This is a genomic window from Streptomyces sp. NPDC008238, assembly GCF_042956445.1.
Classification (GTDB): domain Bacteria; phylum Actinomycetota; class Actinomycetes; order Streptomycetales; family Streptomycetaceae; genus Actinacidiphila.
Genome location: NZ_JBIBGK010000003.1, coordinates 1 through 25743, shown reverse-complemented (window position 1 = coordinate 25743; position 25743 = coordinate 1). Strand labels below are relative to the sequence as shown.

Sequence of the window (25743 nt, the reverse complement as noted above, 5' to 3'; positions counted from 1 at the left end):
AGGCGGCGGGCGTCATCCTCCGGGGTGGCGCCCGCCGCCTTCGCCCACGTCAGATGCATCACCCCGTTCTTGGTTCATAAGGGGCAATAGTGGGCACATCGAGCGGAAGCGATGTGGCCCGTGGACAGGAGCCGTGTAGGTTCCGGGGCCGTGAAGAACAAACTCGCGGCTGCGCTGTCCGTCACGGCTGTGATCCTCGCGACGGGGTCGCTGTCGGGATGCGGCGACGGCAACAAGGAGCTCGACGCCTGGGCGAAGACGGTCTGCGACCAGGCCTCCGCACAGGTCAAGAAGATCAACGACGCGAACACCCACATCAGCAACACCCCGAGCAACGCCACGCCGAAGGACGTCAGGAGCGCCGACTCCACGGCGTTCGGGCAGATCTCGGAGGCCTACAAGGCGCTCGCCGGAATCGTCGGCAAGGCCGGTGACCCGCCGGTCGACGACGGCGCCAAGCTCAAGCAGGACGCGGTCGGCGACCTCAACTCGCTGTCCACCGCGTACGCGAACCTGCGCAAGCAGGTCGACGCGCTGCCCGTCTCCAACCAGGCGAAGTTCGCCGACGGCCTCAAGAGCGTCTCCGACAGCCTGGCCAAGGTGAGCAAGAGCGGCGAGCAGGCCCTCGACACGCTGCGCCGCGGCGAGGTCGGCGAGGCGATGGCGAAGCAGCCCGGCTGCCAGGACTCCGGCGCCCAGCCCTCGAAGTCCTGACCGCCCGAGGGCGGGTGGGGCCCGCCGGGCGCCCCCTCCGGGGTGACAATGGCAGCGTGAGTACGCAGCCGCACCCGCAGCCCCTGCCCGCCCCCGACCGCGCCGGCCGCCTCCGCGACGCGTTGCGCGCCGCCGCCTTCACGGCCGACGGCTGCCTCGACCTGCTCGGGGCGACGGCCTACGCCGCGCTCTCGCGGGCGGAGACGGTGCCCGCCCTGCGCGCCACCCGCGGCGGCGGCCCGCTGGAGAGCCTGGTGCGGCTCTTCCTGCTGCAGCAGTCCGTCCCGTACGACCGGCTGCGTGACGTGCTGCCCCTCGACGCGGCCCTGGAGGACGGCTGGCTCGTCCGGGACGGCGACGAACTGCGCGCCACCGTGGACGTCCGCCCCTACGGCGGCGACGGCGGCGAGGACTGGTACATCGTCTCGGACCTCGGCTGCGCCGTGGGCGGCGCCAACGGCATCCGCACGACGCCCGGGGTGGACCGCGCGGACCTCGTGCTCGGGGTCGGCGGCGCCTCGACCACCCTCGCCGGGATCACCGTCCGCACGCCCGTGGCCCGCGCGCTGGACCTCGGCACCGGTTCCGGCATCCAGGCGCTGCACGCCTCCCGGCACGCCACCCGGGTCACCGCGACCGACGTCAACCCCCGTGCCCTGCACTTCACGCGGCTCACCCTCGCCCTCTCGGGTGCCCCCGAGCCGGACGTCCGGCAGGGCAGCCTCTTCGAGCCCGTCGGCGACGAGCGCTTCGACCTGATCGTGTCCAACCCGCCCTTCGTCATCTCCCCGGGCAGCCGCTTCACCTACCGTGACGGCGGCATGGCCGGCGACGACCTGTGCCGCACCGTCGTGCGGCAGGCCGCCGGGCACCTCGCCGAGGGCGGCTACCTCCAACTGCTCGCCAACTGGGAGCACACCGAGGGCGAGGACTGGCGGGACCGGGTGGCCGGCTGGGTGCCCGACGGCTGCGACGCGTGGATCGTGCAGCGCGAGGTGCAGGACGTCACGCAGTACGCGGAGCTGTGGCTGCGCGACGGCGGTGACCACCTGGCCGGGCCGGAGGCGTACGCCGCACGCTACGCGGAGTGGCTGGACGCCTTCGAGCAGCGCAAGACCAAGGCCGTCGGCTTCGGCTGGATCACCTTGCGCAGGACCGGCTCGGACCGTCCCGTCGTCACCGCGGAGGAGTGGCCGCACCCGGTGGAGCAGCCGCTCGGCCCGCACATCGAGGCGTGGTTCGGCCGGCAGGACTTCCTGCGGGCCCATGACGACGCGGCGCTGCTCGACGCGCGCTTCCGCCTTGCGGACGAGGTGGTGCAGGAGCAGGTGGGCCTGCCCGGTGCCGAGGACCCGGAGCACGTCGTCCTGCGGGCCAACCGCGGCATGCGGCGCGCGACGAGGGTGGACACGGTCGGCGCGGGCTTCGCGGGCGTCTGCGACGGGACGCTGACGGCCGGTCGGATCCTCGACGCCATCGCCCAGTTGCTGGGCGAGGACCCGGTGGTGCTGCGGGACCGTACGCCGGAGGCGATCCGGCTGCTGGTGGAGCAGGGCTTCATCGAGCCGGTGTGAGCGGGAACGCGACGGCCCGCCGCCGCGGAGCGGAGGCGGGCCGGGGCGTGGGTGGTCAGCGCAGGACGCGGCCCTGCGCGTCGGTGGGCGCGCTGCCGGCGATGCGCACGATGCCGTCGATGAAGCCCCACAGGCCGCCGGCGCCCAGGGTGACGACCGAGACGACGAGCTGCAGGATGCCGATCTTGGTGTGGCCGGTGTAGAAGCGGCCGATGCCGAGACCACCGAGGAAGATGCCGAGCAGACCGGCGGCGACCTTGGACTTGTCCGACAGCGGCCGGCCCGACGGGTCGAGACCGAACGGGGCGTCAGTGGTGGGGGCGGGCGTGGCCATGGACGTGCTCCTCGTGCAATGGGGACGGTTCAGCGGGAGCGCGCGCATCGGTACGATCCGGCCCCCCGCGTCGGATTGGCTGAATCTTGGCATTAGAAATGGACATCTGTCGCTCTGATTAACAGACGTCACGGAACCGTGATCGCCGCGTTGTCAAACCGCGTTGCGTACGACGGCCCAGGTCACGGCGATCCCCAGGACCGCCATCTGCGCACGTCGTCCCAGCGTCGGCCGGTACGACCGGCCGCGCAGCCCCTCCGTCACCCACCGCGCGTACAGATAGAGGGGAAAGGGACTCGCCAGGAGCAGCAGCGCGTTGTCGTGGAAGGCGGCCGTGAGGTCGCCGTGCATCAGGTCGTAGACCATGCGGGTCGCGCCGCAGGCCGGACAGAGCAGCCCCGTCGCGAAGTTGAAGGGGCATCGGGGCAGCCAGTGCCCTGGCTGGTGCGGGTCCGTGCCGTACAGGTAGGCCGCGCCCGCCGCGCCCGCGAGCAGCGACGCCACGGGGGCCGTGGCCGGTCGCGCGGCCACGGCCCTGAGGCGGTTCCAGGTGGGCGGGGAGGTCATCGTCCTCAGCTGCGCAGGACGCGGCCCTGGGAGTCGGTGCGGTCGTTGCTCGTCAGGAAGAGGATGCCGTCGATCAGCGCCCAGACGCCGAGGCCGCCGCAGGTGAGGAGCTGCGCGATGCCGATGCCGACGTCACCCACGTAGAAACGGCCGACGCCCAGGCTGCCCACCAGCAGCTGCAGCACGCCCGCCACGACCTTGGACTTGTCCGACAGCGGCCGGCCGTACATGTCGTATCCGTACGGGGCGTTGGGGTCCCCGGTGTAGGCGCCCTGGGGGTAACCACCCTGCTGCGGATACCCCTGCTGGGGGTAGCCCTGCTGCGGGTAGCCGTAGCCGGGCCGCTGCCCGTAGCCGCCGGGGCCCGCCGGGGGCTGCTGCGGGTAGCCGTAACCGTCCTGCTTGGGCTGGCCGTACGGGTTGTTCGGGTCGGACATGGCGGGACTCCCCCTGAGGATACGTTCGCTGTATCCGGACATCTTGTCAGGCGAGTCAAGGCGGTCCGGGGCGAGCGAGCGGTGCGGAGCAGCGGCCGGGAACGCGGGAGGGGGGAGCGGCGGGACCGTGGGAAGGAGCCGCGGGGAGGGTTCGCTGCCGGGTCCGCCGGGTCTGCCGGAGCCGGGCCGAGGGGCGCGGGAGCGAAAGGAATCGGCCAGGCCCTTTCGGGCGGAGTTCACCGGGGGTTCTTCCCGAAGCCGCCCCGGCGTGCCACTCTCCGTGCCTGCGGGGGCATCGGTCGTGGAGCGCGAGAGGGATCCGGGGGCATGTACATGGAAACCGCGCCAGGGATCTTCGCCGGGACGGTGTTCGCGGTTTTCGGGGCAGCCCTCCTGGCCTGGACCGTCACCCGGTCGCTGAAGCACCTGCCGGTGGTCCAAGGAGGGGGCCCGGTCTCGGTCGCCGTGGCAGGTTTCTTCGGGGTCGTTTCGCTTCTTGTCGGGGTCTGGCTGTTCCTGATCCTCTGAGCTGGGCAAATCGGACATGGGCGGCAGTCCGTGCGGCAGACAGGACGCTTGTCGGGTTACCGTTCGAGTGGCGTTGCGGACTTTTCCCGTTTGACACGGGACCGGGATGTACGGTCACACTCCGCAGCGAGACCACCTTCGACCCGGAGAGAAGAGCGAAGTTGTCCCCGACCCGCGAGACCGCACAGGGCAGCGGCCGCCGACTCGTGATCGTCGAGTCGCCTGCCAAGGCGAAGACGATCAAGGGCTACCTCGGCCCCGGCTATGTCGTCGAGGCCAGCGTCGGGCACATCCGCGACCTCCCGAACGGGGCCGCCGAAGTGCCGGCGGAGTACAAGGGCCAGCCGTGGGCGCGGCTCGGCGTCAACGTCGACAGCGAGTTCCAGCCGATCTACGTCGTCAACGCGGACAAGAAGGCCCAGGTCAAGAAGCTGAAGGACCTGCTCAAGGAGTCGGACGAGCTCCTGCTCGCCACCGATGAGGACCGCGAGGGCGAGGCCATCGCCTGGCACCTGCAGGAAGTCCTCAAGCCCAAGGTCCCGGTCCGCCGGATGGTCTTCCACGAGATCACCAAGGACGCCATCCAGGAAGCCGTCCGCAACCCGCGCGAGCTGAACCAGACCCTCGTCGACGCCCAGGAGACCCGCCGCATCCTCGACCGCCTCTACGGCTACGAGGTCTCGCCGGTCCTGTGGAAGAAGGTCATGCCGCGGCTGTCGGCCGGCCGCGTCCAGTCCGTCGCCACCCGGCTCGTCGTCCAGCGCGAGCGCGAGCGGATCGCCTTCCGCTCCGCCGAGTACTGGGACCTCTCCGCGACCTTCGCCACCGGCCGGGCCGGCGACGCCACCGACCCGGGCACCTTCGGCGCCAAGCTCAGCTCCGTCGACGGCAAGCGCGTCGCCCAGGGCCGCGACTTCGGGTCGACCGGGCAGCTCCGCGAGGGCGCCGGCGTCCTCCACCTGGACGAGGCCGCCGCCCGCGCGCTCGCCGCCGCCCTGGAGAGCACGGCCTTCTCCGTCCGCTCGGTCGAGTCCAAGCCGTACCGCCGCTCGCCGTACGCGCCCTTCCGCACCACGACCCTGCAGCAGGAGGCCAGCCGCAAGCTCGGCTTCGGCGCCAAGGCCACCATGCAGGTCGCCCAGAAGCTGTACGAGAACGGCTTCATCACCTACATGCGTACGGACTCCACGACCCTGTCGGAGACCGCCATCGCCGCCGCCCGGGCCCAGGTCACCCAGCTGTACGGCGCCGACTACCTGCCGGACAGGCCCCGCGTCTACGCGGGCAAGGTCAAGAACGCCCAGGAGGCGCACGAGGCGATCCGCCCCTCGGGTGATCGTTTCCGCACCCCCGCCGAGACGGGCCTGACCGGCGACCAGTACCGCCTGTACGAGCTGATCTGGATGCGCACCGTCGCCTCCCAGATGAAGGACGCGGTCGGCCAGTCCGTCACCGTCAAGGTCGGCGGCCGCGCCGCCGACGGCCGGGACGCCGAGTTCTCCGCCTCCGGCAAGATCATTACCTTCCACGGCTTCATGAAGGCCTACGTCGAGGGCGCCGACGACCCCAACGCCGAGCTCGACAGCAGCGAGCGCCGGCTGCCCGCCGTCACCGAGGGCGACGCCCTCACCGCGCGGGACATCACCGCTGACGGCCACGCCACCAAGCCGCCCGCCCGCTACACCGAGGCCTCCCTGGTCAAGGAGCTGGAAGAGCGCGAGATCGGACGTCCGTCGACGTACGCGTCGATCATCGGCACCATCCTCGACCGCGGCTACGTCTTCAAGAAGGGCACGGCCCTGGTGCCGTCCTTCCTCTCCTTCGCCGTCGTCGGCCTGCTGGAGAAGCACTTCGGCCGGCTCGTGGACTACGACTTCACCGCCCGGATGGAGGACGACCTCGACCGCATCGCCCGCGGTGAGGCCCAGGCCGTGCCGTGGCTGCGCCGCTTCTACTTCGGCGAGGGCGAGACCCCGGTCGGCGGCGCCGCCGACGCGGGCAACGGCGACGGCGACCACCTCGGCGGCCTGAAGGAGCTGGTCGAGGACCTCGGCGCGATCGACGCCCGCGAGGTGTCCTCCTTCCCCGTCGGCAACGGCATCGTGCTGCGCGTCGGCCGCTACGGCCCGTACGTGGAGAAGGCCGCCGAGACCGAGGGCGAGCCCGGGCAGCGTGCCGACGTCCCCGACGACATGCCGCCGGACGAGCTGACCGTCGAGCTCGCCGAGGAACTGCTGGCCAAGCCCAGCGGCGACTTCGAGCTGGGCGCCGACCCGGAGACCGGCCGCCAGATCGTCGCCAAGGACGGCCGCTACGGCCCGTACGTCACCGAGATCCTGCCCGAGGGCACCCCGAAGACCGGCAAGAACGCGGTCAAGCCGCGCACCGCCTCCCTCTTCAAGACGATGTCCCTCGACACGGTGACGCTGCAGGACGCGCTCAAGCTGATGTCGCTGCCGCGCGTCGTCGGCACCGACGCCGAGGGTGTCGAGATCACCGCGCAGAACGGCCGCTACGGCCCGTACCTGAAGAAGGGCACCGACTCGCGCTCCCTGGAGACCGAGGACCAGCTCTTCGCGATCACCCTCGACCAGGCCCTGGCGATCTACGCCCAGCCGAAGGTGCGCGGCCGCGCCGCGGCCAAGCCCCCGCTGAAGGAACTGGGCACGGACCCGGTCAGCGAGCGCCCCGTCGTCGTCAAGGACGGCCGCTTCGGCCCGTACGTCACCGACGGCGAGACCAACGCCACACTGCGCCGTGACGACGACGTCGAGACGATCACGCCCGAGCGCGGCTACGAGCTGCTCGCCGAGAAGCGGGCCAAGGCCCCCGCCAAGAAGACGGCGAAGAAGGCCGTCGCCAAGAAGGCCCCGGCGAAGAAGACGACGACCGCGACCAAGACCGCGGCGAAGAAGACGGCCGCCAGGACCACCGCGGCGAAGAAGACCGCGGCGGCCAAGACGACCGCCAAGAAGACCGCCGCCAAGGTCACGACCACGGCGAAGAGGGCCGCGTCCCCGGCCGCGGAGCCCGCCGAGTAGTCCCCGCGGGACCGCGCCGCGGGCGCGGTCCCGGCAGGCGCCCTCCGGCGCGCCACCGGCTCCCGATAGGCTGGCGGAATGACGCGATCCGAGCAGCCGACGGACACGTTCGCCGACGAACTGGAAGCCGACTCACGGCAGCGCGCCGTGGGCGCGCTCCTGAAGATCCCGCCCCTGCGCAAACTGTGGGGCGCCCAGCTGACCGGTACCGTCGGCGACCGCCTTGCCCTCCTGGTCCTGGCCGTCCTGACGGCGCAGGCCGCCGTGGGCGCGCAGTCCTTCGGCGGCGGTTACCGCGGAGCGGCCTTCGCCGTCGCGGCCGTCCTCGGGGCGCGCGTCCTGGCCGCCCTGCTCTTCGGCGCGGTACTGCTCGGCCCGCTGGGCTCGCTCACCGGCCCCGGCGGCCTGCTCGACCGCCGGTGGACGATGATCGGCTCCGACGTCGTACGCCTCGCGCTGCTGATCGTCGCCCCGCTGTGGATCGACTGGGTGCCGGGCGACGCCGTCGCCTGGCTGCTGGTCACCGTCTTCCTCACCGGGGTGGCCGAGCGGCTGTGGACGGTCGCCAAGGACGGCGCCGCCCCCGGCCTGCTGCCCGCGCCCGCGCCGGGCGCAGGAACGGTACGTCCGCTGCCCGACCGCCTCGACGCGCTGCGCCGCCTCGACCAGCGCACCGGCTTCGTGGCCTTCCCGATCGCCGCCGCGAGCCTGGTCGTCGTCACGCTCGTCGGCAACCTGATCGGCCTCGGCGTCGACTGGTTCGGGCTCCACCAGGCCGCGCTCGCCTCCTACGTCGCCGCCGGGTTGTTCGCGGCCTCCGGCGCCGTCCTCTACCTGCTGCAGCTGCCGGGCGACCAGGCCACCCCGCTCCGCTCCCCGCTGCAGGGCCTGCGCAGCAACGACCGCGGACGCACCGGCGCCGTACCGCTGCTGGTGCTCGGCACCGCCACCGTCGCCGGCGCCGTCGCGGCCGCCGTGGCACTCGCCGTACTGCACGCCGCAGACCTCGGCGGCGGCCCGGTCGGCTTCGGCCTCCTCGTGCTGGCGCTCACCGCCAGCCCCGTGCTCGGCATCCGGATCGCCCCGCACACCCTGCCGGGCCTGTCGCGGCGCCGCCTGCTCGCCATCGCCATCGCCGTCACCGGTCTGGCCCTGCTGCTGACCGGCATCGTACCCGACCCGACGACCGTGCTGCTGCTGGCGCTGCTCGCCGGCGTCGCCGCCGGGATCACCGCCAACACCGGGCACGTCCTCATCGAGCAGGAGACGGAGGAGTCCCGCCAGGCGCGCGCCACCGACCACCTCCACGCGGTCGTGCACCTGCTCATGGCGATCGGTGCCGTCGGCGCCCCCCTGCTGGCCGGCGGCATCGGCCCGCACCGCGTCGTCAACGGGCACTTCACCTTCGACCACGGCGGCGCCGCGTACGCGCTGATGCTCATCGGCGCGCTGCTGCTGCCCGTCGCCGCCCTCGTCCTCGGCAAGACCGACGACCGCCAGGGCGTGCCCCTGCGCCGCGACCTGCGCGAGGCCCTGCGCGGCGGCGACCCCGAGCAGGCGCCCGCGGCCGCCGGCTTCTTCATCGCCGTCGAGGGCGGCGACGGGGCCGGCAAGTCCACCCAGGTCGAGGCCGTCGCCGAGTGGATCCGCGGCAAGGGCCACGAGGTCGTCGTCACCCGCGAACCGGGCGCCACGGCCGTCGGCAAGCGGCTGCGCTCGATCCTGCTCGACGTCTCCAGCGGCGGGCTGTCCCACCGCGCCGAGGCCCTGCTCTACGCCGCCGACCGCGCCGAGCACGTCGACACCGTCGTCCGTCCCGCGCTGGAGCGCGGCGCGATCGTCATCTCCGACCGCTACATCGACTCCTCCGTCGCCTACCAGGGCGCCGGGCGCGACCTCGCGCCGACCGAGATCGCCCGCATCTCCCGCTGGGCGACGGACGGACTCGTCCCGCACCTGACCGTCCTGCTCGACGTCACCCCCGAGGCGGCCCGCGAGCGCTTCACCGAGGCACCCGACCGGCTCGAGTCCGAGCCCGCCGAGTTCCACGAGCGCGTGCGCACCGGCTTCCTCACCCTCGCCGCGGCCGACCCCGCGCGCTACCTGGTCGTCGACGCGGGCCAGGAGCCGGAGGCCGTCACGACGGCGATACGGCACCGGCTCGACGAGCTCCTCCCCCTGTCGGAGCAGGAGATCGAGGCCCGCGAGGAGGCCCGCCGCCGCGCCGAGGAGGAGGCCCGGCTGCGCGCCGAGGCCGAGGCCGCCCGCAAGGCGGAGGAGGAGCGGCTCGAACGCGAGCGCCAGGCCCAGCTGGAGAAGCTCCGCGCGGAGGAGGAGGAACGCCGCCGCCTCGCCGAGGAGACCGCCCGCCGCGAGGCCGAGGAGGCAGCGGCGGAGGAAGCCCGCCGCCAGGCCGAGGAGGCCCGCCGCCAGGCGGAGGAGGAGCGGGCCCGCCGCGAGGCCGAGGAACGCGTCCGCCGCGAGGAGCAGGAACGGCTGCGCCGCCAGGCCGAGGAGGAGGCCCGGCTCCGCGCCGAGGCCGAGGAGCGACGCGTCGAGCGCCAGCGCAAGGCCGAGGAGGCCCTGATGCGGGCCGAGCAGGCGCGCATCGAGGCGGAGGACACGACGCAGACGGTCGAGACCCCCCGCCCGCAGGCACCGTCGGCCGCGTCGACCGGCGACGCGGAGACCGCGGTGCTGCGCGCGGTTCCGGTCGACGAGGAGACGGCGGTGCTGCCGTCGGTCAAGCCGGGGTTCCCGGACTTCACGAAGCCCGAGCAGACGCCGCGCCCGGTCCCGCCCGCCGCCCCCGCCGACGTGGAGGAGACGGCGGTCCTGCCCCCGGTCACCCCCGGCGCGGCGGACGAGACCGCCGTCCTGCCGGCCGTCCCCTCCGCCGACCGTGTGCCGCCCGGCATCTTCCGGCCGGAGGCGCCCAAGGCGGCGCCGCGGGACCCGGAGAACGAGCGCACGCGGGAGATGCCGTCCGTGTCCGAGGAGGGGCGCCGGTCGCGCCCCCGGCCCTCGTGGGCGGAGGAGACCCCGCTGGACGACCTCCCTTCCCTCGCGGACGAGTTGCTCGGCTCGCGCGACGAGGACGAGGACCGCGGGGGCGGTACCGGCCGCTAGGCGGTGCCCTGCGCCGGGACGGGTGCTCCCCCTGGCCTTCGGCCGGGGGGCGCCAGGCGCCGTGTACGAACCTCCGCCGAGGTTCGTACAACCAATCGATGCTCTTGTCGGTCCTGTTCGGCGACGTCTGATCGACGTCCGTCGTTGAACAGGCCTGAGGGACTCGATGAAGCCCAGACGTATCACCGCCACCGCCCTGGTTCTGGCCGCGGCGGGCGGACTGCTCACGGCCACCGCCGCGCCCGCCTCCGCGGCCGTGAGCTGTGCCTCTCCCGTCTTCAAACGGCAGTTCTTCGCGAACACGACGTTCTCGGGAACGCCGAAGAAGACGGACTGCGACTCCGTGATCGACCAGAACTGGGGCACGGGCGCACCCGTTTCCGGCGTGCCGTTCAACAACTTCGGTGTGCGCTGGTCGGTGACGCGCGATTTCGGCTCCGGAGGCCCCTTCGCGTTCACCGCGTCCACCCGGGACGGCATCCGGGTCTACCTCGACGGCGTCCGCAAGATCGACGTGTGGAAGAACGTCTCCACCACCGTCAAGAAGACGGTCAATGTGACGATCCCCAGCGGCAAGCACACGCTCCGCGTGGACTTCGTCAACTGGACGGGCGCCGCGAACGTCAAGTACGCCTACACACCGCGCACCTCTGTGGGTGTCGACAAGGTCAAGCCGCTCTCCCCGACGGGCGCCGCCGTCTCCTACGACACGGGTACCGGCGCGGCCAAGCTCACCTGGTCCCGGAACAAGGAGATGGACCTCGCGAACTACCGCGTCTACCGGCGGCTGAAGGGCGCGTCGTACGGCGCCAAGCCGCTCGCGACGACCACCGCCACCTCGTACACCGACAGGACCCTGCTGAAGACCGGCGCCGCCTATTACTACGAGGTGCGGGTCGTCGACAGGGCGGGCAACGCCTCCGGCGGCAGTGCCGACCGGCTCGTGACCACCGTCGACAAGACGCCGCCCGCCGCGCCGTTCGTCGAGTTGGACTCGTGCCCGGCCGACCAGCCCTACGCGGGCCCGGAGCTGGTCACCACCGTGGAGAACGCCGCCGACATCGCCTTGTACGAGATGCAGCGCCTCGACGCCGCCACGCAGAGGTGGAGCACCATCTACGCAGGCGCCAAGGGTGCGATCTGCGACACCGGGTACCGTGCCGACGGCAGCAAGGTCACCTACCGGGGCCGGGCCCGGGACGCCGCCGGGAACTGGTCGGCGTACTCGGCCGCCGCGACGTTCACCACCCCCGACCGGACCCCGCCGCCCGCCGTCGAGAAGGTCCGCGTGGAGTACCGCTCGGGTGTTCCGCATCTGATGTGGTCGCCCGTGACCGGAGCCGCTTCGTACCAGGTCGTCCAGTACGACCCGGCGAGCGGCGGCTATGTCGACGCCCTGGCCGCGAGCACCACCACGCAGACCGACGTGTCGCCCCGCCAGTCGGTCGCCGTCGCCGACAGCTACCGGTACGCGGTGCGCTCGCTGGACGCCACGGGCAATGCCGCCGCGCCGGCGGAGATCACATTGGAGATGGCCGACCGTCCGGAGGCGATCGCCCCGTTCCAGACCAACACACGCAGGTTCGACGAGGGCGTGATCGTCTCGTGGAGCAGCGTCGACCCGTGGACCGTCGACGAGGCGCCCCTTCCCTCGTACAAGATCGTCCGGACCGACACCGCGACCGGCGAGACCCGCATCGTGGACGAGTGCAAGCCGTTCAGGTCGCAGGACGAGCCGCTGACGGGACCGGAGACGTACTGGACCTGGACGGGCGGCGACGCGCCTCTGTCCGCCCAGAAGCAGGTCAACGGCAGTTGCTGGGACGTCCAGGGCAAGTCGGAGACGACGTACGAGTACCGGGTCGTGACGACCGACCGGTACGGGCACGTCTCGCAGCCGGGCCCGGCCGCCACGGAGACCACTCCTGACACCGAGCGTCCCGCCCCGGTGCGGAACCTGAGCGCGGAACGCGTCCCGCTCGGTGTCCGGCTGACCTGGACGCCGCCCGCCGATGCCGACATCCGCGGCTACCACGTGTGGCAGGGCGTCACGGACCCGGACAGCGGCGAGACGGTCTGGAAGGAGAACTGCTGGAGGGGTGACTCGCTGGCCGAGACCGAGATCCTCTGCCCGACGGTCCCCGACGGGGCCACGCACGTCTACAAGGTGGCCGCCACGGACGACCGGCTTGTCCACGACGACGTGCCACTGGAGGTCCTCCACCTCTCCGAGGTCTCGGTCGCCCTGCCCGGCACCCGGCCGCCGGGCTGGACCGGGACCGAGGTCCGTGAGGGGCAGTACCCGAACCTGTACGTCGGCTGCTCCGAGAGCTCCGGCCTCGGGGACTGCTCGCGGTTCACGAGCTACCGCGTGGAGCGCTGGGACCCGGCTGCGGCCGCCTACGTCACCCTGGCCGAGGGCGCGATGGGTGACAGGACGTTCTTCATGGACACCACGGTGCACGAGGACGTGTTCGGCCTGTACTACTACCGCGTCGTACGTCTGGACGCAGCGGGCGCCGAGGCCGCGACCCGGTCGACAGCGCACGGTATCTGGAACAGCTGGCTCTGACCGGACGCCTGACATGCGAGGGGCCGGGAAGCGATTCTCCCGGCCCCTCGCGGCTGTTCACGGGCGGCGGCGACCGCCGCCTCCGTGCCGCACGCAAGGAAACGGCTTCGCCCCGCGGGGCCCGCACCGTAAGAATGGCCCTGTGCGGTACCTGATCCTCGGCGCCACGGAGGCGCGCAGCCCCAGCGGCGCGCCCGTGCCCCTGGGCAGCGGCAAGCGACTGCGGGCCCTGCTGGCCGCCCTCGCGCTGCACGCCCCGCACGCGGTGTCCCCGGACACCCTGATCGCCGAGGTGTGGGGCGGAGAGGGCGACGAGCCGCCCCAGGACGCGTCCGGCGCGCTGCAGGCGCTCGTGTCGAGGCTGCGCCGCGCCCTCGGGGCAGGGGACGCGGGTGGCGGCAGGGACATCGTCGCCTCCGGGCCCGCCGGCTACCGGCTGATCACGGACGCCCCGGACGACGTCGACCTTCACCTCTTCGAGCGCCTGGTGCGCGAGGGCAGTGCCGCGCTCGACGCCGGCGACCCCGCGACCGCCGCGCAGACCCTGGAGCACGCGCTCGCGCTGTGGCGCGGCCCCGCGCTGGCGGACCTGCCGGACCGGGGTTCGGCCGCCGCCCGGGCGGAGGACCTGCGGCTGACCGCGACGTACCGCCGGGTCGAGGCGTGCCTCGCCCTCGGCCGCGCCGCCGAACTGCTGCCGCAGTTGCGTGGGCTGGTCGCCGAGCACCCGTTGCACGAGCCGTTCCGGGCGCAGCTGATACGGGCGCTGACCGCGACGGGCCGACCCGCCGACGCCCTGGCCGCGTACGAGGACACCCGGCTGGCCCTCGCCGACCGCCTCGGCACCGACCCGGGCCCCGAACTCAAGACGCTGCACGCCCGGTTGCTGACCGCCGGGCCGCCGCAGCCGCCCCCCGGCGCGCCGCCCCGGAACGGGAACCTGCGGGCCCGTCTCACCAGCTTCGTCGGCCGCGAGGCAGAGCTGCGTTCGCTGCGCGCGAGCCTGACCGACGGCGCGCACCGCCTGCTGACGCTGACCGGCCCCGGCGGCTCCGGCAAGACCCGGTTGTCGCAGGAGGCGGCGGCCGCGGTGACGGGGTCCTCCGCCTATCCGGACGGCGTGTGGCTGGCGGAGTTCGCGCCGCTGGACCGTCCCGCCGCCGTGCCGGACGCCGTGCTGAGCGCGATCGGGCGGCGTGACACGGCCGTGCTGGCCGCGGCCCGCGAGGTGCGCAGCGCGGGCCAGGAGGCCGACCCGGCCGCACGGCTGCTGGAGCACTGCGCACAGCGCCGCATGCTGCTGGTGCTGGACAACTGCGAGCACGTCATCGACGCGGCGGCCGCGCTCACCGACCAACTGCTCGCCGCCTGCCCGGGGGTGACCGTGCTCGCCACGAGCCGGGAACCGCTGGGCCTGCCCGGCGAGACGGTGCGCCCGGTCGAGCCGCTGCCACTGCCGACCGCGCACCGGCTGTTCGTGGAGCGGGCGGCGGCGGTGCGCCCGGGCTTCGACGCGGACCGCGACCACGCGGAGGCGGTGGACGAGATCTGCCGCCGGCTCGACGGGCTGCCGCTGGCCATCGAACTGGCCGCCGCACGGCTGCGGGTGCTCACGCCGCGGCAGATCGCGGAGCGCCTCGACGACCGCTTCCGGTTGCTGACCGGGGGCAGCCGTACCGCGCTGCCCCGCCAGCAGACGCTGCGCGCGGTCGTCGACTGGAGCTGGGACCTGCTCGGCGCGGCGGAGCGTACGGCGCTGCGCCGGCTGAGCGTCTTCGCGGGCGGCTGCACGCTGCAGGCGGCGGAGGCCGTGTGCGGGGAGGAGGCGCTGGAGCTGATCGGCCAGCTCGTGGACAAGTCCCTGGTCGTCGTCGACCACGGCGCGCGGGAGGTGCGCTACCGGCTGCTGGAGACGATCCACGAGTACGCCGCCGAGCGCGCCGCCGAGGACCCGGCCGACCTCGCGGCGGCGGCCCGCCGGCACACCGCGTACTTCGCGGACTTCGCCCGCACCGCCGACTCCGGCATGCGCGGCCCCGACCAGCTGGCCTGGGCGGCCCTCGTGGAGGCGGACCTGGACAACGTGCGGGCCGTGCTGCACCGGACGATCGACGCGGGGGAGGAGGACGAGGCGATCGGACTGGCCCTGGCCATGGGCTGGTTCTGGTGGCTGCGCAACTTCCGCGACGAGGCACGCGAGTGGCTGGTCCGGCTCATCGCCATGGCCGACCTGCCGGACGACCCGGACGCCCCGGGTTTCTGGCCGCGCATGAACCTGCGGCTGCTCCACCTCTTCGTCGTCAGCGACACCATGCCCCGCGAGGAGATGCAGAGCCCGCAGATGCTGGCGCTGGCCTCGCGGATCATCGAGGTCTACAGCGTGCCGGGCCCGCACTCCACGCGCTTCCCGGGCATCCTGTGGCCGTTCTCCGACTACGTCGTGGGCCGTTACGAGTCCATCCGGAAGCACGCGGACGCCATGGTGGCGGCGTGTCGCGCCTACGGCGGCGAGTGGGAGCTCGCGGCCGCGCTGATGTTCCGTACGCACATCACGATCGACCTCCCCGGCGGGCTCCCCCGGGCCGACGCGGACTGGCCGGAGCTGCTGGAGCTGAGCGAGCGGCTCGGCGACCGCTGGATGCGCGCCCAGGTCTGCGAGGCCGGCGCCGAGATGGCGCTGGCGTACGGCGACTACCCCGCGGCCCGCGCGGACCTGGAGGAGGCGCTGCGGCTCGGCGCCGAGCTGGGTGCCCACGTGGAGGGCATCTTCGTCCGTTCCCGGCTGGGCGAACTGGCCCACCGGGAGGGTGACGACGAAGGGGCCGAGAGGCTGCTGCGCCGGGCCGGTGAGGAGGCCGAGCAGTACGGCTTGTGGGACGCCCGCGCCTACGTCCGGGCGTTGCTGGCGACGATCCTGCTGCGCCGCGGTGAGGTCGGCGGGGCCCGCGAGCTGGTCGAACTCGCCCGCGGAGAGGGCCGCCTGGGCACGCCGCCGCCGGACTTCGAGCTGCTCGTGGCGGGCCTCTCGGCCCGGGTGGCCGCCGCCGAGGGCGACAGGGCGGGCGCCCTGGCCGGGTTCGCGGAGGCGCTGCGTACGGGGCTCGACGGCTTCTGCGCCGAACCGCGACTGGCGGCGGTGGTCGAGGACGCCGCCGAGGTGCTGGTCGCCGTCGGCGATCCCGGGCGGGCCGCCCGGCTGCACGGGGCGGCCGACGGACTGCGGGCGGGTCTGCCGCGTCCGGTCCCGGAGGAGGAGGGGGTGCGCGCCGCCGAGGCGGCGGCCCGGGCCGCGCTGGGGGACGGGCCGTACGAGCGGGCCCGCGCCGCCGGCCGGGACCTGGGCGGCGAGGGCGCGTACGCGCTGCTGGCCGGCGCGACGGCCTGACCGCGCGGTGTGGACCGGATGGCCGGGGAATGGCCGGGGGCGGGCCCTTCGTTGCGTCCTTGAGGACTTCAACTGACGGATTCGGTGACGGAGAGAGCATGAAGGTCGAGATCTACAGCGACATCGCCTGCCCCTGGTGCTACGTCGGCAAGCGCCGTTTCGAGCGGGCGCTGGCCGCCTTCCCCCAGGCCGACCTGGTCGAGGTGGTCTACCGTCCCTTCCAGCTCGTCCCCGACAAGTCCGAGACCCCCGAGCCGCACCGCGCCTACCTCAACGAGCGCTACGGTCCGCAGTCCGGGGCGATGGACGCCCGGCTGGAGGAGCTCGGCCGCGCCGAGGGCCTGGCCTTCGACTTCGACCGCGCCATCGAGAACAACACCCTGCTCGCCCACCGCCTGCTGTGGCACGCCCTGAACGCCTACGGCGCCCGTGAGCAGGCCGCGCTCAAGGACCGGCTGCTCGTGGCCCACTTCGCGGAGGGCGCCGACGTCGGCGACCGCGACACCCTGGCCGCGCTCGCCGCCGGGGCCGGCCTCGACCGCGACCGTGCCGCGGCGTTCCTGGCCTCCGACGAGGGCCTCGCGGAGGTGCTCGCCGAGATCGACGACGCCCGCCGGATCGGGGTGAACGCCGTCCCGACCTTCGTCTTCGAGGGCAAGTGGGCGGTTCAGGGCGGCCAGGAGTCCTCGACCTTCCTGCGCGTGCTGGAGCAGGTCGCCCAGGAGACCGGTGCCGTGCCGGCCGCCCCCGCGGCGGACGCGTGCGCCGACGGCGCGTGCGAGGTCCCCGCCGGCTGAACCGGCGGGGAGCCGCGGCGACGGCTCAGCCGCAGCTGATCCTCGACAGCGCCCAGTCCGCGACGTTCACCACGTGGAACCTGCGCGTCGGCTCGACCGTCAGCCGGATGCTGCGGTTGCCGGCGATCGGCACGTGCACCGGCACGCCGGGGTCACCGCCGCGCAGCACCTCGGAGCGCCACAGCCGGCCGTGGTCGCCGTGGACCGAGAAGCGGGCCGCGCCGAAGCCCAGCGCGAGGTCGTCGATGCCGACGACGGCGTCGAAGGCGGTGCAGGAGCGGTTGAGGTCGATGGTGACGGAGGCCGGCGCGCCGACCGTGACGCCGTCGGGGTAGCGCGTGCCGTCGATGCCGAGGCCCCAGCGCCGCCAGACCCAGTCGCCGAGCCGGATCGTGGGCCGGTCCGCGGTGCCGACGGCGTCGTACCCGAGCCCGCTCAGCCGGTAGACCACCGGCTCGGGCACCGGTGTCGGCGTCGGGGTGGGCGTGGGTGTGGGCTCCGTGGTACGGCTGGGCGGCGGCGCGCTCGGCGCGGCGGGCGTGGGCGCCGCTTCCTCGACGGGACGTGCCGGAGGCGTGGGCGCCTGGGGGACGGCCCGTACCGGGGTCCGCACGGACGGGGTCGGGCTCGGCGCGGGGGAACGCCGGGGCGGCGAGGGGGTGGGCGTGGGCGGCGGCGCCGGTACGGCCGGCGCGGCCGAGGGCCTGCTCTCCGCCTGCGGCTGCGGGGTGCTGTCGTCCCCGGTCAGGGCGATCGCCACCACGGCGCCGGCCGCGGCGAGCGCGAGCCCCGCGGCCACCGCGATCTTCACCGGCGCGGCGGCCCCCTCGGCGGCCGCGGCACCACCGGCACCCGCCGCGGCGCCACTGCCCGAGCCGCCCGAAGCGGCGGTGGCCGCGGCGCCCGCGCCGGCACCGGCCGCCGCACCGCCCGCGGCGATGCCCGCCGCCTTCGCCGCGTACGCGGCGCCGAACCAGCCGACGACCGCGACCGGCAGCAGCCCCTTGAGCGCCGCGTTCACGTCCGCCAGCTCCGCCGCCGCCAGGCGGCACTTGGCGCATTCCTCCAGGTGCTTGCGCAGTTCCCGGTCGGCCCGCATCCGCAGACCGCCGCGGGCGTGCGCGCCGAGCCGGTCCGCGTAGCGGGCGCAGGCCCCCTCGGCGGTCAGCGAGGACGACACGTGCGCCTGCAGGTAGGCCTGGCGCAGTCCCTCGCGGGCCCGGTGCGCCAGGACGGCCGTGGCGTTGGCGGTCAGCCCGAGCAGCGGCGCGATCTTGCTGGGCGACTCCTCCTCGACCGCGGTGTGCCACAGCACCGCCTGCCAGCGCTCGGGGAGGGTACGGAAGGCCTGGACGGCGAGCGAGCGTTCCGCCTCGTGCATGGCGCGCACGTCCGCACCCAGCTCCTGGGTGCCCTCGGCCGCCGCGGCGCCGGCCGACGTGACCGCGAACACCGCGAAGTCGTCGACCAGTTGCTCCCGCTTGGCGGTGGTGCCCCAGGACGCGGCCACCCGCCGCACCGTGGTCAGCAGGTAGGCGCGCACCGCGGCGTCCGGACCGCTGCCGCCGCGGATCGCCTGCAGGGTACGGGCGAAGACCTCGCCGGTCAGGTCCTCCGCGGTGTGCCGGTCACGGCAGCAGCCGCGCGCGTAGCGCCGGACGGCCGCCACGTGCCGCCGGTACAGCTCCTCGTACGCGCTGTCGTCGCCGCCGCGCACACGGGCGACCAGGTCGGCGTCGGACAGCTCCGCGCCGGGGGCGTCCGCGGCCTCCGGAGGGCGTTCCTCGAGCGGCTCCCGCTGCCCCGGTACACGGCCGGACGGCGGGCCCCCACCGGAGTCCGCCCCAGCCTCCGCAGGCGGACCGGACTCCCCGTTTCCTTCATCCACGGGCGTAAGCGTGGCACACCCGTACCGTCCGGCGACCTGTCAAGCACCAGAACCACCCGTCCGGGGAGTTTCACCCTCCGGACGCGGGTCATCACCTGTACGGGTCAGCCTCACGCGCCCGGACGGGAGCGCAGCCCCTCCAGCAGGATGTCGAGCAACCGGGCCGAGGCGGCGGCCTGTTGGGCCGGATCCGGCAGTGACGGCGCGGAGGTGGCGATCACCAGCAGCACGTCGGCCACCGACACGTCCGCGCGCAGCTCGCCGGCCGCCCGCGCCCGCTCCACCAGCTGCCCGACGACGTCCAGCAGCGTGGCTATCCCGGCGCCCGACGCGATGTCGTCGGCCCCGCCCCGCTGCTGCGGCACACGCGTCCCGTCGGAGGCGCCGGCCGGCTGCACCTGCAGCACCTGCGGCGGCAGCAGCCGCCCGGCGCCGGAGGCCACCGACGTGCGCAGGAAGCGCGACAGCGCCGACCAGGCCTCCTCCTCCTGGCCCAGGGCAGAACGCGCCTGCTCCGTCAGCCGTGCCGTCTCCTCCTCGGCTATCCGGCGTACCAGCACGTCCTTGCTGGGGAAGCGCCGGTAGACGGTGCCGACGCCCACCCGGGCCCGTCGTGCCACGTCCTCCATCGGCGCGCCGTAGCCCAGCTCGCCGAAGACCTCGCGGGCGGCCCGCAGGACGTGCTCGAGGTTGCGCTGCGCGTCCACGCGCAGCGGGGACGTACGGCTCCCGCCGCCCCTCACGCCCGTATCCGGATGGCCGCTGACGGTAGCGGTCATCGCCCACTGAGAGTCCTGGATATGCATATGTGTATCCCCCGGTTGATCGCGTCTCCCCCCGGAGACTCCCCACCCCATGATCGCCGGGCGGCGGCGGACGGCGCCGCGCGTGCACCCCGGCGGGATACGAACATAGTTGAGCCCCGGTCAAGAATGAAGGGGGAGCCCGCCCACGATCGGAGTACCGGGGCCGCCGATTCTCCTTCCCGGCACTTCAGACCGGTCAGCAACCCGCCCGTGACCTGCCGGGGAACAGGATTCGGCCATTCATTGCCGTACGCCCTGTGGACAAACACCGATGGGTCATTGCCTCATGGGACGATGGCAGCACTCAAAGGGCCGTCCGGCGCGGCAGAAGAATCCGGGATTCCGCGCATCCTGGTCGTCGGCGGCGGTTATGTGGGCATGTACACCGCTTTGCGGCTGCAACGCAGGCTGAAACACGACGAGGCGGAAATCGTCGTGGTCGACCCGCAGCCCTACATGACCTACCAGCCCTTCCTGCCCGAGGCCGCGGCCGGATCCATCTCGCCCCGCCACGTCGTGGTGCCCCTGCGCCGGGTCCTGGACCGCTGCACGCTGGTCGTCGGCGAGGCGCGGCGCATCGACCACGGCAAGCGGGTCGCCACGCTCACCACCCTCGCCTCCGAGGAGGAGGGCTCCGCCGCGCTGGAGCTGCCGTACGACCACCTGGTGCTGGCCCCCGGCTCGGTCTCCCGCACCCTGCCCATCCCCGGCCTCGCCGAGCACGGCATCGGCTTCAAGACCGTCGAGGAGGCCGTCGGGCTGCGCAACCACGTCCTGGAGCAGCTCGACATCGCCTCCTCCACCCGCGACGTCGAGGTCCGCGACGCGGCCCTGACCTTCGTCTTCGTCGGCGGCGGCTACGCGGGCGTGGAGGCCCTCGGCGAGCTGGAGGACATGGCCCGCTACGCCGTGCGCTATTACCACAACGTCGAGGCCGACGACCTGAGGTGGATCCTCGTCGAGGCCACCGGCCGCATCCTCCCCGAGATCGGCGAGGAGATGGGCACGTACGCCGTCCGCGAGCTGCGCGGCCGCAACGTCGACATCCGCCTGAACACCCGGCTGGAGTCCGTCGAGAACCGCGTCGCCGTGCTCGACGACGGCTCCCGCCTGCCGACCCGCACGCTGGTGTGGACGGCCGGCGTCAAACCGCACCCCGTGCTGTCCCGCACCGACCTGCCCCTGAACGGCCGTGGCCGGATCACGTGCACCGCGGACCTGCGGATCGCCGGCACCGAGGGGGCCTGGGCCGCCGGCGACGCCGCCGCCGTCCCGGACCTCACCTCCGACGACCCCGGGGCGGTCTACGCGCCCAACGCCCAGCACGCCCTGCGCCAGGCCCGCGTCCTGGCCGACAACATCGTCGCGAGCCTGCGCGGCGAGCCCCTGACCGACTACCGTCACGAGTACGTGGGCTCGGTCGCCTCGCTCGGTCTCCACAAGGGCGTGGCGCAGGTCTACGGGCGCAAACTCAAGGGCTATCCCGCCTGGTTCATGCACCGCGCGTACCACCTCAGCCGGATGCCCACCTTCAACCGCAAGGCGCGCATCCTGGCCGAATGGGTCCTGTCCGGGCTCTTCAAACGGGAGATCGTCTCGCTCGGCTCGCTGGAGAACCCCCGCGCCGAGTTCGAGCTCGCCGCGGAGACCGGACGCAAGCCCGACGCGCCCTGACCGCCAGTGCGGATGCGGTGGCCGATTCCCCCGGAGCGGTGGGTCGGCCACACTGGACCCGTGACCAAGCGTGCGTCAGCACCTGCAAAGAGTGACAAATACGAGGAATCGGACGTTTGAACCTCACGCGTTGGAGCGCCCGGCTCCCCGGAACACAACGACGCAATGCCCAGGCGGCGGCCGCCGGTGCCGAACCCCCGTCCGGCGGAGCGGTCCCCGCGGCGCGTGGCGAGGCCGCCGAGCACCCCGACGCGCCGGCGCACACCCTCGACGCCCTCCCCGTACGCGAGGTGCTGGGCCGGCTGCCCGCCCTCATCGCGGTCACGCACGGGCCCAGCCACCACCTCGGGTACGTCAACGGGTCCTGGACCGAGGTCTTTGGCCCCCGCACCCCCGGGGAGCCCGCCCGCGAGTCCCTGCCCGAACTCGCCGAACTCGGCCTGCTCCCGCTGATGGACCAGGTCCTCCGCAGCGGCAAACCGCGCACCGTCAAGGCCCGCAAGGTCGCCACCGCCACCCGTCAGGGTTACTTCACCCTCACCTGCAGCCCCGTCCCGGTGAAGGACGGCGGCGACACCGGCGGCGTCCTGGTCTTCGCCACCGACGTCACCGACCAGGTGCAGGCCGCGGAACGTCTGCGCGAGAGCGAGCGCCGCCTCCACGCGACCGCCGTCACGCTGCAGCGCAGCCTGCTCCCCCAGGAACTCGAACAGCCCGACGACCTGCGCGTCGCCGCCACCTACCAGCCCGGCGGCACCGACGCCGCCGTCGGCGGCGACTGGTACGACGTCATCACCCTCGGCGCCGGCCGCACCGCCCTCGTCATCGGCGACGTGATGGGCAGAGGCGTGCGCGCCGCCGCCGTCATGGGCCAGCTCCGCACCGCGGTCCGCGCCTACGCCCGCCTCGACCTGCCCCCGCACGAGGTCATCCAGCTCCTCGACGGCCTCGCCGCCGAGATCGACGCCACCCAGATCGCCACCTGCGTCTACGCCGTCCACGACCCCAGCGAGGGCCGGCTGTCCTACGCCTCCGCCGGCCACCTGCCGATCGTCGTCCGCGACGCCGACGGCACCGTCCGCCGCGCCGACGAGCCCACCGGACCGCCGCTGGGCACCGGCGGCTGGGTCCACACCTCCGGCTCCATCCCCCTCGGGCCGGGCGCCACCGCCGTGCTCTACACCGACGGACTCATCGAGCGCCGCGGCGAGGACATCGACGAGGGCGTCTCCGCCCTGATGAACGCCGTCGGCGGCGCCACCGGCAGCCCCCAGGTCATCTGCGACCGCCTGCTGCGCGCCCTCGGCGTCACCTCGGAGCACGCCGACGACGTCGCCGTGCTCGTCATGCAGTACCCGCAGCGCGAGGGCAACGACTCCGAGCTGTTCCGCAACGCCTCCCTGGAACTGCTCGGCGGCATCGAGGCGGCCCCCCGCGCCCGCGCCTTCGCCCAGGGCGTGCTGACCTCCTGGCGCTTCCCCGTGGAACTCGTCGACCTCGGCGTCCTCGCGGCCAGCGAACTGGTCGCGAACTCCCTCCAGCACGGCGTCCCGCCCATGCGGCTGCGACTGCGCCGCACCGACCGGCGCCTGATCATCGAGGTCACCGACGGCGACGACCACCTGCCGCGCCGCCGGCGCGCCGAACCGGCCGACGAGGCCGGCCGGGGCATCTCCATCATCGCCACCATCACCTCCGCCTGGGGATCCCGCCGGACCCCCGGCGGCGGCAAGGCGGTGTGGTGCGAGTTCGCGCTCCCCACCTGAGGGGGCATCACGCGGCGAGCACGGGCTCCCGCATCGGTGCGTCCTGACTGGCCGTCAGGCGCCGGCCCAGCCGCACCGACAGCACGCTGACCGCCAGCGAGCACGCGACCAGCATCACGATGTACTCGGCGTACATCCCGCTGCCCGCCATCAGCCCGCCGACCGCCGGCCCCACGGCCAGCGCCAGCTGCTTCACCAGCGCGAACGCCGAGTTGTACTGGCCGACCATCCGCTCCGGCGCCATGTCCGCCACCAGCGGCGCGACCGTCGGCGACAGCATCGCCTCACCGAGCCCGAACAGCGCGTACGTGGCGATGAGCATCGCCGTCGCGGTCCCGTGCGCCGAGCCCGTCAGCCCGGACAGCCCGGCGACCACCCACGCCAGCGCCCACAGCAGGCCGACCGCCGCGATCACCCGGCTGCGCCGCCGGCGCTCCACCGGCCGCAGGATGAGGAACTGCGCCACCACGATCGCCGCGGTGTTCGCCGCGAGGGCGATGCCCAGCGTCGCCGGCGACACCTTGGTCACCTCGACGGCGTACGCCGACAGCCCCGACTCGAACTGCCCGTAGCAGGCGAAGAACAGCACCCCGCCCAGCACGCACAACTGCACCATCGCCCGGTCGGCGAACAGCGCGCGCCAGCCCCCGGCGGCCTTGTCCGCGGGCGCCGCCTCCAGGCGCGTCGCCCTCGGCAGCCGCACGGAGGCCGCGACGACACCGAGCACCACGAACATCGCGGCCTCGATCGAGAACAGCAGCGTGAAGGAGCCCGGGCGCGAGGTGTCCACCAGCAGCCCGCCCAGCAGACCACCGACCCCCAGCCCGAGGTTGCTCAGGAAGAACTGCGTCGCGAAGGCCCGCGACCGGGTCCTCGGCGTGGAGCACCACACGATGAGCGTGGCCAGCGCCGGCTGCATCACGGCGAAGCCCGCGCCCATCACCGCGGACGCGGCGATCACCAGGGGAGCGCTCGACACGAGCCCGAAGCCCATAGAGCCCACCGCCGCCGCGAACGCACCGGCCAGCAGCACGGGCAGCGGGCCGCTCCGGTCGATCGTCCGGCCGGTGAACGGCAGCACGGCGAGCGCCGCCACGGCGAAGGCGGACAGCACGACACCCGCCGTGCCCGCTCCCAGGTCCCGGACCTGCGCCACGTAGACGAACAGGAACGGGACGGTGAAGCCGTTGCCGAACGCGCTCAGCGCGTTGCCCAGCTGGATCCGGCGCAGCGCGGCGCCCATCGCGGTGGTCACACTCACCCCTTAGGTCAGTAGTACTCGAACTTGAAGACTTCAACTTTAAACTTCGAAGCTAAACAGTACATGCCGGAAGTCTTTAGGGCCAATGAGTTTCGTGGGACACTCCTGCCATGACGAGCGCATCCGACGGCCCTGCCGGCACCCCGCAGGAGCTGGACCTCGACGAGCAGATCGCGATCTACCAGCGCGAATACCCCGAGGTGGACCCCCAGGTCGAGAAGATCGTCACGGCCCTGGGCAGGCTCAACCGCCGTATGAACGTGGGTTACAGCCGGCACCTGTCGGCGGTCGGCATCACCAGCGCCGAGTGGGAGGTCCTCAAGGCCCTTGTGGTCGTGGGCCGTCCGTACCGCCTCGGCCCCGGAGACCTCGCGAAGCGGCTCGGCCTCACCCCCGCGGCCATGACCCACCGCATCGACCGCATGGTCTCGGAGGGACTCGTCACCCGGGAGCGCGACGAGAGCAACCGCGTCCGCGTCATCGTCGAGCTCACCGACCTCGGCCGCAGCAAGTGGCTGGAGACGATGCGGATGGCCTCCGTCTTCGAGGCGGACCTCCTCCAGGACCTCGCCCCCGACGAACGCACCGGCCTCGGTGACCTGCTGACCCGACTCCTCCGCCGGGTCGAGGCCGCGCAGCCGGATGCCGGCGGCCGCCTGAAGGACCTCGACTGACCCCCCTGCCCTGGTTTGACAGACGTACGGGGGATCCGTAATGTTCTCCGAGTTGCCCGCCGGTGAACACCGGCTCCGGCCGGCCCCGGGCAGCCATCCCGCAGGACCCACTCGATGAACGGCCATGTGTCGTCTCGTTCGTGTGTGCGTTTTTCGGAATGAGGATCGAAGGAATTGCTCGATTGGCATCGGGCGCCACCGATCCGCTAATGTCTCACCGGTCGGAACGGCCCAACAGCCGCGATGACAAGCCCCGCTGACTGGGGATCAGCCCGGAAACGGTCTGATAGAGTCGGAAAAGCCGGAAAGCGAAAGCCCGAAGGCGAACCCCCTCCAGAGGGTGGCAGAGAAGGAAATCGGATCTGCTAAGCTGGAGACAACGAAGGGAAAGCCCGGAGGGGCCGGTGAAACGGTCTCGAAGGAAGCTTCCGTTCCTTGAGAACTCAACAGCGTGCCAAAAGTCAACGCCAGATATGTTGATACCCCGTCTCCGGACCGTACGGTCTGGGGCGAGGTTCCTTTGAAGAAAAACACAGCGAGGACGCTGGGCACGTCGGGATTATTCCTCCCGATGGTGCCGCTCTCGTGAAGACATT

General features: G+C 73.2%; 18 protein-coding genes. 11 read left to right on the top strand and 7 right to left on the bottom strand.

Features of this window, described 5'->3' with window-relative positions:
- The first annotated feature begins 150 nt into the window (after nt 1–150).
- Nucleotides 151–714 carry a small secreted protein gene (locus ACFZAU_RS08930; protein ID WP_499604991.1) on the top strand — a complete coding sequence of 188 codons (564 nt, stop codon included), beginning with the start codon at nt 151–153 and terminating at the stop codon, nt 712–714.
- A gap of 56 nt (nt 715–770) precedes the next feature.
- Entirely contained in the window at nt 771–2288 is a 1518-nt protein-coding gene (locus tag ACFZAU_RS08925) for a DUF7059 domain-containing protein (protein WP_500551625.1), read from the top strand.
- A gap of 55 nt (nt 2289–2343) precedes the next feature.
- Here the strand turns inward: ACFZAU_RS08925 and ACFZAU_RS08920 are convergent, their stop codons facing one another.
- The 3 genes from ACFZAU_RS08920 to ACFZAU_RS08910 form a co-directional block, all read right to left on the bottom strand.
- Nucleotides 2344–2622 (bottom strand): NINE protein, encoded by a 279-nt coding sequence (locus ACFZAU_RS08920; RefSeq protein ID WP_499604994.1) that lies wholly within the window; start codon nt 2620–2622, stop codon nt 2344–2346.
- Nucleotides 2623–2775: 153 nt separating this feature from the next.
- A complete protein-coding gene (locus ACFZAU_RS08915; protein ID WP_500551624.1) occupies nt 2776–3189 on the bottom strand; it encodes a DUF2752 domain-containing protein in 414 nt (137 codons plus the stop codon).
- A 5-nt stretch (nt 3190–3194) separates the two neighbouring features.
- Nucleotides 3195–3626 (bottom strand): TM2 domain-containing protein, encoded by a 432-nt coding sequence (locus ACFZAU_RS08910; RefSeq protein WP_500551623.1) that lies wholly within the window; start codon nt 3624–3626, stop codon nt 3195–3197.
- Nucleotides 3627–3953: 327 nt separating this feature from the next.
- Here ACFZAU_RS08910 and ACFZAU_RS08905 point away from each other — a divergent pair, with 327 nt between their 5' ends.
- The 6 genes from ACFZAU_RS08905 to ACFZAU_RS08880 all read left to right on the top strand — a co-directional run bounded on the left by ACFZAU_RS08905 (nt 3954) and on the right by ACFZAU_RS08880 (nt 17078).
- A complete protein-coding gene (locus ACFZAU_RS08905) occupies nt 3954–4154 on the top strand; it encodes a hypothetical protein (RefSeq protein WP_499604999.1) in 201 nt (66 codons plus the stop codon).
- A 161-nt stretch (nt 4155–4315) separates the two neighbouring features.
- Nucleotides 4316–7195, top strand: coding sequence for a type I DNA topoisomerase (gene topA / locus ACFZAU_RS08900; RefSeq protein ID WP_500551622.1), 2880 nt, complete (start codon nt 4316–4318; stop codon nt 7193–7195).
- Between the two features lie 78 nt (nt 7196–7273).
- Nucleotides 7274–10324 carry a dTMP kinase gene (tmk, locus tag ACFZAU_RS08895; RefSeq protein ID WP_500551621.1) on the top strand — a complete coding sequence of 1017 codons (3051 nt, stop codon included), beginning with the start codon at nt 7274–7276 and terminating at the stop codon, nt 10322–10324.
- Between the two features lie 166 nt (nt 10325–10490).
- Nucleotides 10491–12896 (top strand): PA14 domain-containing protein, encoded by a 2406-nt coding sequence (locus ACFZAU_RS08890; RefSeq protein WP_500551620.1) that lies wholly within the window; start codon nt 10491–10493, stop codon nt 12894–12896.
- A 142-nt stretch (nt 12897–13038) separates the two neighbouring features.
- Complete coding sequence (locus ACFZAU_RS08885; RefSeq protein WP_500551619.1) at nt 13039–16281, top strand: ATP-binding protein; 3243 nt, start codon at nt 13039–13041, stop codon at nt 16279–16281.
- A gap of 98 nt (nt 16282–16379) precedes the next feature.
- Nucleotides 16380–17078 (top strand): DsbA family oxidoreductase, encoded by a 699-nt coding sequence (locus ACFZAU_RS08880; protein ID WP_500551618.1) that lies wholly within the window; start codon nt 16380–16382, stop codon nt 17076–17078.
- 25 nt (nt 17079–17103) lie between these two features.
- Here the strand turns inward: ACFZAU_RS08880 and ACFZAU_RS08875 are convergent, their stop codons facing one another.
- Nucleotides 17104–18966, bottom strand: coding sequence for a sigma-70 family RNA polymerase sigma factor (locus tag ACFZAU_RS08875; protein WP_500551617.1), 1863 nt, complete (start codon nt 18964–18966; stop codon nt 17104–17106).
- Nucleotides 18967–19076: 110 nt separating this feature from the next.
- Nucleotides 19077–19772 (bottom strand): TetR/AcrR family transcriptional regulator, encoded by a 696-nt coding sequence (locus ACFZAU_RS08870; protein WP_499605010.1) that lies wholly within the window; start codon nt 19770–19772, stop codon nt 19077–19079.
- 294 nt (nt 19773–20066) lie between these two features.
- Between ACFZAU_RS08870 and ACFZAU_RS08865 the strand changes: the two genes are divergently transcribed.
- Together ACFZAU_RS08865 and ACFZAU_RS08860 are read left to right on the top strand one after the other, a co-directional pair.
- Nucleotides 20067–21446 carry an NAD(P)/FAD-dependent oxidoreductase gene (locus tag ACFZAU_RS08865; protein WP_499605012.1) on the top strand — a complete coding sequence of 460 codons (1380 nt, stop codon included), beginning with the start codon at nt 20067–20069 and terminating at the stop codon, nt 21444–21446.
- 116 nt (nt 21447–21562) lie between these two features.
- Nucleotides 21563–23212, top strand: a complete 1650-nt coding sequence (locus tag ACFZAU_RS08860; RefSeq protein WP_500551616.1) for an ATP-binding SpoIIE family protein phosphatase — start codon at nt 21563–21565, stop codon at nt 23210–23212.
- A 7-nt stretch (nt 23213–23219) separates the two neighbouring features.
- On the opposite strand, the gene ACFZAU_RS08855 is transcribed toward ACFZAU_RS08860, so the two are convergent.
- Nucleotides 23220–24467 carry an MFS transporter gene (locus ACFZAU_RS08855; RefSeq protein WP_500551615.1) on the bottom strand — a complete coding sequence of 416 codons (1248 nt, stop codon included), beginning with the start codon at nt 24465–24467 and terminating at the stop codon, nt 23220–23222.
- Nucleotides 24468–24583: 116 nt separating this feature from the next.
- Here ACFZAU_RS08855 and ACFZAU_RS08850 point away from each other — a divergent pair, with 116 nt between their 5' ends.
- Nucleotides 24584–25147, top strand: coding sequence for a MarR family winged helix-turn-helix transcriptional regulator (locus tag ACFZAU_RS08850; protein WP_500551614.1), 564 nt, complete (start codon nt 24584–24586; stop codon nt 25145–25147).
- Nucleotides 25148–25414: 267 nt separating this feature from the next.
- On the opposite strand, the gene ACFZAU_RS08845 is transcribed toward ACFZAU_RS08850, so the two are convergent.
- Nucleotides 25415–25743, bottom strand: a 329-nt coding sequence (locus ACFZAU_RS08845) for a hypothetical protein (protein WP_500551613.1), incomplete at its 5' end; no start/stop codon positions are given.